This is a genomic window from Lonsdalea britannica (genome assembly GCF_003515985.1).
Classification (GTDB): domain Bacteria; phylum Pseudomonadota; class Gammaproteobacteria; order Enterobacterales; family Enterobacteriaceae; genus Lonsdalea; species Lonsdalea britannica.
In genome coordinates this window covers 3,944,979-3,957,951 of sequence record NZ_CP023009.1, presented here as the reverse complement: position 1 = coordinate 3,957,951, position 12,973 = coordinate 3,944,979, and the positions used below count along the sequence as shown (strand labels likewise).

General features: G+C 60.2%; 1 protein-coding gene. It reads left to right on the top strand.

All coding sequences use genetic code 11. The annotated features are described in order from the left end of the window. Positions 1 to 13 precede the first annotated feature (13 nt). Positions 14 to 12,919, top strand: a complete 12,906-nt coding sequence (locus CKQ53_RS17990) for an Ig-like domain-containing protein (protein WP_118895265.1) — start codon at positions 14 to 16, stop codon at positions 12,917 to 12,919. The last annotated feature ends 54 nt before the right edge of the window (positions 12,920 to 12,973 follow it).

Genomic DNA, 12,973 nt, shown 5'->3' with positions numbered 1-12,973 from the left:
AGGAGATGCTATTGTGAGTAGCGTTATCGGTACCATCAAATTTGTTATCGGACAAGTATTTGTCGTAGCGCAGGATGGTACTCAACGTCAGGTATCTGCTGGCGACCATATCTATCGCGGCGAGCAAGTGGCCACAGGCAATGCTGGCGCCGTTTCAATTTCACTGCCGGATGGACGGACTCTGGATTTGGGACGCGATAGCCAGTGGAGCGAGTCCCAGAATACGGGGACGACCGCAGAGCATCGTGCGACAGAGGCGCAAGATGTCGCTTCCGTTCAGGAAGCCATCGCGAAGGGTCTGGACCCGACGCAGTCACTTGAGGCCACCGCTGCGGGCAATGAAGCCAGTACTGACATCGGTGAAGCCGGCGAGGGCGGCGGTCATCGCGAGAACGTCGTACTGGACCTGACGAACAACGTAGTGGATCCGACTTCTGGTTACGAGACCGGAACGCTAACCTCTGCATCAGATGTTTCTTCCGAAGACACTTCCGGCGGCCGTCTCAGTTCAGGTATGCCAACTGATTCTTCTTCTGAAGCGGCTTCTGCCGATACAACGGCTCCTTCGCTCGCCATTTCCTTCGCGGAAGATGGAAAGGTCGAGTTCAAATTTTCGGAAACGCCGAAAGATTTCGACCTGACGGATATCACCGTTGATCATGGCACTATTACCGGCCTGACTCAGGACCCTAACGATCCTACACACTGGGTCGCGATTTTGACGCCGGAAAACGACTATGACGGCTCGGTGTCTGTCACCGTGCCTGACGGAAGCTATACCGATGACGCCGGTAATCCCGGTCAGGGCTCTCAAGGTTCCGTGACGGTTGATACCCTCGCGCCAGACGCGACGATCACCATCGACCCGATCACGTCTGACGACCGCGTTAATCTGGCGGAATCTGGCGAGACACAGACCATCACCGGCCGTGTCGGCGGTGAGGTGAAAATCGGCGACACCGTCACGGTGACCATCGGCGGAAACACCTACAGAACTTCTGTGGTTGATGATGACGATGGCAATAACGTCTGGAGCGTGGATGTCGCGGGCAGTACGCTGGCCGATAATTCACAGATCCACGCCGAAGTCATTACTACCGACGATGCGGGCAACCTGACGACGGCGACCGCCGATCGCGGCTATGCCGTTGACCTTATTGCACCCGAAGCCAGCATCACGATTGATGATGTGACGGCAGACAATACGCTGAACATCGCCGAAGCGGGTCAGCCACAGGCCATCACCGGCCGCGTCGGCAACGACGTACAGGTCGGCGATACGGTGACCGTCACGATTGGCGATCAGGCGTACCAGACCACCGTGACCGCCTCCGATAATGGCAAGGTGTGGAGCGTCAACGTGCCGGGCGATGTACTGGCCGGTAACAATCAGATCCACGCGGAAGTGACCACTTCCGATGCCGCCGGTAACCCGACGACGGCTACGGCAGATCAGGGCTACAGCGTCGATATCTCAGCACCGGAAGCGTCTATCACCATCGATAATGTGACCGGTGACAACACCATCAATATCGCCGAAGCGGGTCAGCCGCAGGCGATCACCGGTCGCGTCGGTAACGACGTGCAGGTGGGTGATACGGTGACCGTCACGATTGGCGATCAGGCTTACCAGACCACCGTCACTGGCTCCGATAACGGCAACGTGTGGAGCGTCAGCGTGCCGGGCGACGTACTGGCAGGTAACAATCAGATCCACGCCGAAGTCACGACGACGGATGGCGCGGGCAATGCCACCACTGCGGGTGCCGATCACAACTACGCGGTCGATACCGCCGCGCCGGAAGCCAGCATCACCATCGACGATGTGACTTCTGATAATACCGTCAATATCGCTGAGGCAGGCCAGAACCAGAATGTGACGGGCCGTGTCGGCAACGACGTGCAGGTGGGCGATACGGTCACCGTCACCATTGGCGATCAGTCGTACCAGACCACGGTCACCGCGTCCGATAACGGCAACGTGTGGAGTGTGACGGTACCGGGCGACGTACTGGCCGGTAACAGCCAGATCCATGCCGAAGTCACCACCACGGATGGCGCGGGCAATGCCACCACGGCGGGTGCCGATCACAACTACGCAGTCGATACCGCCGCACCGGAAGCGTCGATCACCATCGATAACGTCACCGGTGATAACACCATCAATATCACGGAAGCTGGTCAGCCGCAGGCGATCACCGGTCGCGTCGGCAACGACGTGCAGGTGGGCGATACGGTGACCGTCACGATTGGCGAACAGGCGTACCAGACCACCGTCACGGCATCCGATAACGGCAACGTGTGGAGTGTGACGGTACCGGGCGAGGTACTGGCCGGTAATAACCAGATCCACGCCGAAGTCACCACCACCGACGGTGCAGGCAACGCCACCACCGCCGGGGCCGATCACAACTACGCGGTCGATACCGCCGCGCCGGAAGCGTCGATCACCATCGATAACGTCACCGGTGATAACACCATCAATATCACGGAAGCGGGTCAGCCGCAGGCCATCACCGGCCGCGTCGGCAACGACGTACAGGTCGGCGATACCGTCACTGTGACGATTGGCGATCAGGCTTACCAGACCACCGTCACGGCGTCGGATAACGGCAACGTGTGGAGCGTCAACGTGCCGGGCGAGGTGCTGGCCGGTAATAACCAGATCCATGCCGAAGTCATCACTTCCGATGCGGCCGGTAACCCGACGACGGCCACGGCAGATCAGGGCTATGTGGTAGATACCACTGCGCCGGAAGCGTCTATCTCTATCGATAACGTGACCGGCGACAACACCGTCAATATCGCCGAAGCGGGTCAGCCGCAGGCGATCACCGGTCGCGTCGGCAACGACGTACAGGTCGGCGATACGGTGACCGTCACCATCGGTGACCAGTCTTACCAGACTACCGTCACCGCGTCGGATAACGGCAACGTGTGGAGCGTCAACGTGCCGGGCGATATCTTGGCCGGTAACAGCCAGATCCACGCCGAAGTGACCACCACCGACGGTGCAGGCAACGCCACCACCGCCGGGGCCGATCACAGCTACGCGGTCGACACAGCCGCGCCGGAAGCCAGCATCACCATTGATGATGTAACGGCAGACAATACGCTGAACATCGACGAAGCCGGACAGCCGCAGGCCATCACCGGCCGTGTCGGCAACGACGTGCAGGTGGGTGATACGGTCACCGTCACGATTGGCGATCAGGCTTACCAGACCACCGTCACGGCGTCCGATAACGGCAATGTGTGGAGCGTCAACGTGCCGGGCGATGTACTGGCCGGTAACAGCCAGATCCATGCCGAAGTCACCACCACGGATGGCGCGGGCAATGCCACCACGGCGGGTGCCGATCACAACTACGCAGTCGATACCGCCGCACCGGAAGCGTCGATCACCATCGATAACGTCACCGGTGATAACACCATCAATATCACGGAAGCTGGTCAGCCGCAGGCGATCACCGGTCGCGTCGGCAACGACGTGCAGGTGGGCGATACGGTGACCGTCACGATTGGCGAACAGGCGTACCAGACCACCGTCACGGCATCCGATAACGGCAACGTGTGGAGTGTGACGGTACCGGGCGAGGTACTGGCCGGTAATAACCAGATCCACGCCGAAGTCACCACCACCGACGGTGCAGGCAACGCCACCACCGCCGGGGCCGATCACAACTACGCGGTCGATACCGCCGCGCCGGAAGCGTCGATCACCATCGATAACGTCACCGGTGATAACACCATCAATATCACGGAAGCGGGTCAGCCGCAGGCCATCACCGGCCGCGTCGGCAACGACGTACAGGTCGGCGATACCGTCACTGTGACGATTGGCGATCAGGCTTACCAGACCACCGTCACGGCGTCGGATAACGGCAACGTGTGGAGCGTCAACGTGCCGGGCGAGGTGCTGGCCGGTAATAACCAGATCCATGCCGAAGTCATCACTTCCGATGCGGCCGGTAACCCGACGACGGCCACGGCAGATCAGGGCTATGTGGTAGATACCACTGCGCCGGAAGCGTCGATCACCATCGATAATGTGACCGGCGACAACACCGTCAATATCGCCGAAGCGGGTCAGCCGCAGGCGATCACCGGTCGCGTCGGCAACGACGTACAGGTCGGCGATACGGTGACCGTCACCATCGGTGACCAGTCTTACCAGACTACCGTCACCGCGTCGGATAACGGCAACGTGTGGAGCGTCAACGTGCCGGGCGATATCTTGGCCGGTAACAGCCAGATCCACGCCGAAGTGACCACCACCGACGGTGCAGGCAACGCCACCACCGCCGGGGCCGATCACAGCTACGCGGTCGACACAGCCGCGCCGGAAGCCAGCATCACCATTGATGATGTAACGGCAGACAATACGCTGAACATCGACGAAGCCGGACAGCCGCAGGCCATCACCGGCCGTGTCGGCAACGACGTGCAGGTGGGTGATACGGTCACCGTCACGATTGGCGATCAGGCTTACCAGACCACCGTCACGGCGTCCGATAACGGCAATGTGTGGAGCGTCAACGTGCCGGGCGATGTACTGGCCGGTAACAATCAGATCCACGCCGAAGTCACGACGACGGATACGGCCGGTAACCCGACTACGGCATCCGCAGATCACGGCTACAGCGTCGATACCGCCGCGCCGGAAGCGTCGATCACCATCGATAATGTGACCGGTGATAACACCATCAATATCGCCGAAGCGGGTCAGCCGCAGGCCATCACCGGCCGCGTCGGCAACGACGTACAGGTGGGCGATACGGTGACCGTGACGATCGGCGATCAGGCGTACCAGACCACTGTCACCGCGTCGGATAACGGCAACGTGTGGAGTGTCAACGTGCCGGGCGATGTCTTGGCCGGTAACGACCAGATCCATGCGGAAGTGACGACGACGGATGGTGCAGGCAACGCCACCACCGCCGGTGCCGATCACAACTACGCGGTCGATACCGCCGCGCCGGAAGCCAGCATCACCATCGACGATGTGACTTCTGATAATACCGTCAATATCGCTGAGGCAGGCCAGAACCAGAATGTGACGGGCCGTGTCGGCAACGACGTGCAGGTGGGCGATACGGTCACCGTCACCATTGGCGATCAGTCGTACCAGACCACGGTCACCGCGTCCGATAACGGCAACGTGTGGAGTGTGACGGTACCGGGCGACGTACTGGCCGGTAACAGCCAGATCCATGCCGAAGTCACCACCACGGATGGCGCGGGCAATGCCACCACGGCGGGTGCCGATCACAACTACGCAGTCGATACCGCCGCGCCGGAAGCGTCGATCACCATCGATAACGTCACCGGTGATAACACCATCAATATCACGGAAGCTGGTCAGCCGCAGGCGATCACCGGTCGCGTCGGCAACGACGTGCAGGTGGGCGATACGGTGACCGTCACGATTGGCGAACAGGCGTACCAGACCACCGTCACGGCATCCGATAACGGCAACGTGTGGAGTGTGACGGTACCGGGCGAGGTACTGGCCGGTAATAACCAGATCCACGCCGAAGTCACCACCACCGACGGTGCAGGCAACGCCACCACCGCCGGGGCCGATCACAACTACGCGGTCGATACCGCCGCGCCGGAAGCGTCGATCACCATCGATAACGTCACCGGTGATAACACCATCAATATCACGGAAGCGGGTCAGCCGCAGGCCATCACCGGCCGCGTCGGCAACGACGTACAGGTCGGCGATACCGTCACTGTGACGATTGGCGATCAGGCTTACCAGACCACCGTCACGGCGTCGGATAACGGCAACGTGTGGAGCGTCAACGTGCCGGGCGAGGTGCTGGCCGGTAATAACCAGATCCATGCCGAAGTCATCACTTCCGATGCGGCCGGTAACCCGACGACGGCCACGGCAGATCAGGGCTATGTGGTAGATACCACTGCGCCGGAAGCGTCGATCACCATCGATAATGTGACCGGCGACAACACCGTCAATATCGCCGAAGCGGGTCAGCCGCAGGCGATCACCGGTCGCGTCGGCAACGACGTACAGGTCGGCGATACGGTGACCGTCACCATCGGTGACCAGTCTTACCAGACTACCGTCACCGCGTCGGATAACGGCAACGTGTGGAGCGTCAACGTGCCGGGCGATATCTTGGCCGGTAACAGCCAGATCCACGCCGAAGTGACCACCACCGACGGTGCAGGCAACGCCACCACCGCCGGGGCCGATCACAGCTACGCGGTCGACACAGCCGCGCCGGAAGCCAGCATCACCATTGATGATGTAACGGCAGACAATACGCTGAACATCGACGAAGCCGGACAGCCGCAGGCCATCACCGGCCGTGTCGGCAACGACGTGCAGGTGGGTGATACGGTCACCGTCACGATTGGCGATCAGGCTTACCAGACCACCGTCACGGCGTCCGATAACGGCAATGTGTGGAGCGTCAACGTGCCGGGCGATGTACTGGCCGGTAACAATCAGATCCACGCCGAAGTCACGACGACGGATACGGCCGGTAACCCGACTACGGCATCCGCAGATCACGGCTACAGCGTCGATACCGCCGCGCCGGAAGCGTCGATCACCATCGATAATGTGACCGGTGATAACACCATCAATATCGCCGAAGCGGGTCAGCCGCAGGCCATCACCGGCCGCGTCGGCAACGACGTACAGGTGGGCGATACGGTGACCGTGACGATCGGCGATCAGGCGTACCAGACCACTGTCACCGCGTCGGATAACGGCAACGTGTGGAGTGTCAACGTGCCGGGCGATGTCTTGGCCGGTAACGACCAGATCCATGCGGAAGTGACGACGACGGATGGTGCAGGCAACGCCACCACCGCCGGTGCCGATCACAACTACGCGGTCGATACCGCCGCGCCGGAAGCCAGCATCACCATCGACGATGTGACTTCTGATAATACCGTCAATATCGCTGAGGCAGGCCAGAACCAGAATGTGACGGGCCGTGTCGGCAACGACGTGCAGGTGGGCGATACGGTCACCGTCACCATTGGCGATCAGTCGTACCAGACCACGGTCACCGCGTCCGATAACGGCAACGTGTGGAGTGTGACGGTACCGGGCGACGTACTGGCCGGTAACAGCCAGATCCATGCCGAAGTCACCACCACGGATGGCGCGGGCAATGCCACCACGGCGGGTGCCGATCACAACTACGCAGTCGATACCGCCGCGCCGGAAGCGTCGATCACCATCGATAACGTCACCGGTGATAACACCATCAATATCACGGAAGCTGGTCAGCCGCAGGCGATCACCGGTCGCGTCGGCAACGACGTGCAGGTGGGCGATACGGTGACCGTCACGATTGGCGAACAGGCGTACCAGACCACCGTCACGGCATCCGATAACGGCAACGTGTGGAGTGTGACGGTACCGGGCGAGGTACTGGCCGGTAATAACCAGATCCACGCCGAAGTCACCACCACCGACGGTGCAGGCAACGCCACCACCGCCGGGGCCGATCACAACTACGCGGTCGATACCGCCGCGCCGGAAGCGTCGATCACCATCGATAACGTCACCGGTGATAACACCATCAATATCACGGAAGCGGGTCAGCCGCAGGCCATCACCGGCCGCGTCGGCAACGACGTACAGGTCGGCGATACCGTCACTGTGACGATTGGCGATCAGGCTTACCAGACCACCGTCACGGCGTCGGATAACGGCAACGTGTGGAGCGTCAACGTACCGGGCGAGGTGCTGGCGGGTAACAACCAGATCCATGCCGAAGTGACCACCACCGACGGCGCAGGCAATGCGACGTCAGCCGGTGCTGATCACAGCTACGCGGTCGATACCGCCGCGCCAGAAGCGTCTATCTCTATCGATAACGTGACCGGTGATAACACCATCAACATCACCGAAGCGGGTCAGCCCCAGGCCATTACGGGTCGCGTTGGCAACGACGTGCAGGTGGGTGATACGGTGACCGTCACTATTGGCGATCAGGCCTACCAGACCACCGTCACTGGCTCGGATAACGGTAACGTGTGGAGCGTCAACGTACCGGGCGATGTGCTGGCCGGTAACAACCAGATCCATGCCGAAGTGACCACCACTGACGGTGCAGGTAATGCGACGACTGCCGGTGCTGACCACAGCTATGCGGTCGACACGGCGGCCCCGGAAGCGTCAATCGGCATCGATGATGTGACTTCTGATAACACCGTCAATATCACTGAAGCCGGTCAGCCGCAGGCCATTACTGGTCGCGTTGGCAACGATGTGCAGGTGGGCGATACGGTCACCGTCACCATCGGTGACCAGTCTTACCGTACCACCGTCACCGCGTCCGATAATGGCAACGTGTGGAGCGTCAACGTACCGGGTGATGTACTGGCGGGTAACAATCAGATCCACGCCGAAGTCACGACGACGGATGCGGCCGGTAACCCGACCACGGCATCCGCAGATCACAGCTACGCGGTCGATACCGCCGCGCCGGAAGCGTCGATCACCATCGATAACGTCACCGGTGACAATACGCTGAACATCGCGGAAGCCGGACAGCCGCAGGCCATCACCGGTCGCGTGGGCAACGACGTGCAGGTCGGCGATACGGTGACCGTGACCATCGGCGATCAGGCTTACCAGACCACTGTTACTGGCTCGGATAACGGCAACGTATGGAGCGTTAACGTGCCGGGCGATGTGCTGGCCGGTAACAGCCAGATCCATGCCGAAGTCACCACCACGGATGGCGCGGGCAATGCCACCACGGCGGGTGCCGATCACAACTACGCAGTCGATACCGCCGCGCCGGAAGCGTCGATCACCATCGATAACGTCACCGGTGATAACACGCTGAATATCGCCGAAGCGGGTCAGCCACAGGCCATCACCGGCCGCGTCGGCAACGACGTACAGGTCGGCGATACGGTGACCGTCACGATTGGCGATCAGGCGTACCAGACCACCGTCACGGCGTCGGATAACGGCAACGTATGGAGCGTCAACGTACCGGGCGACGTACTGGCCGGTAACAATCAGATCCACGCCGAAGTCACGACGACGGATGCGGCGGGTAACCCGACGACTGCCACGGCAGATCAGGGCTACAGCGTCGATACCGCCGCGCCGGAAGCCAGTATCACCATTGATACGATCACCGACGATGATTCAATCAACCAGGCTGAAAGCAACCAGCCGCAGACCATCTCTGGCCGCGTCGGCAACGACGTCCGTGTCGGCGATACGGTGACGGTCAACGTCGCGGGTCAGTCTTATCAGACCAATGTGACTACGGCGGCGGATGGCGCCAAAGTGTGGAGCGTCGTTATTCTGGGCAGCGTGCTTGCTCTGGATACTGTGGTTCATGCCGCGGTGACCACCACCGATCAGGCGGGAAATGCGACGACGGCGACCGCCGACCATACTTACACGGTCGATACGGTATTGCCGGATGCCAGCATCACCATCGATGATGTGACCAGCGACAACACCATCAACATCGCGGAGTCTGGACAAACCCAGACGATCTCCGGCCACGTCGGCAATGACGTGCAGGCAGGCGATATTGTGACGGTCAAAGTGGGCGATACGAGTTACCAGACCGAAGTTATCGTCAATGATGATGGGGACACCGTTTGGAGCGTGAATGTGCCGGGTGCAGTCCTGGCCGGTAACGCGCAAATTCATGCGGAAGTCACCACCACGGATGTTGTCGGCAACTCGGCAACGGCGTCGGCAGACCACAGCTACGCGGTTGATACGTCCGCGCCGGAAGCCAGCATCACGATTGACGCGGTCACGGCGGATAACACCATTAACCTGGCGGAATCAGGTCAGACCCAGACCATCACCGGGCGCGTGGGTAACGACGTACATGTCGGCGACATCGTCACGGTGACCGTTGGCGGTCAGTCTTATCAAACGAACGTGTTCGCGGCGGCAGACGGCAGCAATATCTGGAGCGTCAATGTTCCGGGTAGCGTGCTGGCGGGCGACTCCCAGATCCACGCGTCTGTCACGACGCTGGATATGTCGGGCAATGCGACCACGGCAACGGCCGATCACGGCTACGGGGTTGATACGGTCGGTCCGGACGGCGGCAGCCACACGCTGACCGTCGCGGAAGATACGGCGCTGTCGATCGCCTGGGGCGATCTGGGCGTGTCCTCCGACACCAGCAGCATCGTGATCTCTTTGTTGCCGGATGCCAGCGCGGGTTCGTTCTACTACAGCCAGGGCGGTGAATGGCATCAGGTGACCGTGGGTCAGGAGTTCACGGCGGCGGATACCGCGTTGCGCTTCGTTCCTGCGGCCAATGTGTCCGGCAATGGACTGGCGGAACTGAGCTGGCAGCCGGTTGATGCCGCGGGCAACACCGGTTCTCAGGGCGAAGTCACGGTTAACGTGACGCCGGTAGCCGATACGCCGGTCGTTTCACTGGATATCACCAGCGGTGAAACGGTGCCGACGACGCCGTCTTACATCAAGGTCAACGGCGGCAGTGAAAACGGCGGTTTCGACGTTCAGGACGGCAAGATTGTGCGTATCGGCGACAACGTACGCATTTGGCTGTCTGAGGGCGATACGGTGCCTGAAATTGTGGGTAACGGCGTGGTCGCTTACTACGGTCAGGGGAACTCTACTGGCACCAGCAGCCAGTACACCGACCTGTTCGTCGTCCATAACGGCAGCGGCTACTATCAGGATGGCAATTGGCGTCCGCTGAACGCGGTCACCGGCAACAGCGGGACGGAAGCGTCTGGGACGCGTCCTGACTACATCTTTGTTGAAGGCACGACGGCCGATGGCTATGCCACCTACGTGGGTCCGAACAACAATGCCGCCACCAATGTGAATACGTATGACTCTGTGAACATTACGTATCAGGGCAATACGCTGATCAGCGGAGCGAACCATCTGGACGGCATTATCTATGGCGACGGCAGTTACATCGCGGCAGATAAGCCGGACTTCAAGGAAGAGTCCGTCGCGGAGCAGGTCGGCTATCAGCAGCATGAGTTAACCGTGTCTGCGGCGCTGACCGACCTTGACGGCAGCGAGCAGTTGTCGGGTATTACGCTGACGGGAATTCCGGAAGGCTCCGTGTTGACCGACCACATCAATAACGTGACGGTCACCGTCGGTGCGGATGGCGTGTACCTGATTACCAATGCTCAGCATCTGGATACGTTAGCCGGAACCATCACTATTCAGACGCCTGTCGATGCCGGCAAGTTCGACATCATTGCGCAGGCGACGGCGACCGAAGTGGCGAACTACGATTCGTCGACCGGTTACTCTTCGCAGGAAGTGGAACAGTTCGGCGCCACGATGGGGACCACGGGTGACGATGTGCTGACGGGAACGAACAGTAACGACCTGATCGTCGGCGACGTTTCCGGCCTGCAGATCATGGAAGGGCAAAACTACAATATTGCCTTCCTGGTGGACTCCTCCGGCAGTATGTCGAATGACAGCATCAGCAAGACGGTGTCTTCGCTGACCAATGTCTTCAACAACCTGATCAAGAGCACGTCGGATGTCCATGCGGGGTCGGTGAATGTGTTCCTGGCGGACTTCGATACGAAGGTCGGCCAGACTATTTCCGTCAACCTGTCGGATTCGAACGCCTTGTCCAAACTGGTTGCGGCGCTGGAAACAATGACTTCAGGCGGCGGTACGAACTACGAGGACGTGTTCAAAACGGCGGCTAACTGGTTCCAGAGCGATACCGTGGTAAGCAACTCCGGTACCAATCTGACCTACTTCATCACGGATGGTGAACCGACCTATTATCAGGCCGGTGAGACGGATACGATCAAGGTCAACAGCCGTACGACGTTGGATATCGACTCGTTTGATTACCAACCGGGCCAAACCTACTATATGAACCTTTCTGGGGTGAGTCGCGAGGTGATCAGCAGCAGCGGCGACGTGTACTACTACTCCAACTCAGGTCGGGGTGGGGTAACGCGTACGGTGATCGGTCAGGTCCACGCCCAAGGCGATGGGACTTACGAGATCTCTCATCTGGCGGGTACCGGTTACAATGCCAACTCGGCGACGACGTCGAACTCCTCTGAAGGCTACGCATTGTTGCAGCACGTATCGAATGTGGAAGCGATCGGGGTAGGCGACTCGTTGAACGCGTCGAGCCTGCAGCACTACGATAGCGACGGCGTGGTGTTGGATCACATCGATCCGGCGCAGTTGTCCGAAGCGATTCTGGGCTCGAATCAGTCCCTGACCGGCGGCCACGATACGCTGCTGGGCGGCAACGGCGACGATATCCTGTTCGGCGACTCGATCTCGTTCGACGGTATTGACGGCAACGGTTTGCCAGCTTTGCAGCAGTATGTCGGCAACCAGCTGCATCTGGGGTCGGATACCACGGCTTCTGTTCAGCAGGTACATGATTACATCGCCGGACACAGCGCTGAATTCGATGTTGCCACCTCTGCGGGCGGTAATGATACGATTAGCGGCGGTTCGGGTAATGATATCCTGTACGGACAGGGCGGTAACGACAATCTGGATGGTGGTTTGGGTGACGATATCCTGTATGGCGGAACCGGCGATGATGTGCTGAGAGGCGGTGTCGGCAACGACACGCTCATCGGCGGCAGCGGCGCGGACACTTTCGTCTGGAAGGCGGGCGATACCGGGTTCGATACCATCAAGGACTTCAATCCGGCGGAAGGCGACCGCATCGACCTGAGCGATTTGGTCGGCGAGCTGGAAGCGGGAACGGATATCAGCCACTATATCCGTATTGTGGATAACCAAGGTTCGCCGACGATTGAGGTGAGTACTCAGGGCCAATTCACGGATCAAGGCGGCGCAACGCCGGATACGTCCATCACGTTGGAACATTACAACGGGACGATGCCTTCTCTGGAAAGCCTGATAGCGAAGCCGGAACACAGCGCTTAGTCATCAAGACTCACTCGCGATAGGCAATAAAAAGGAAACCGGACGTCATGCGTC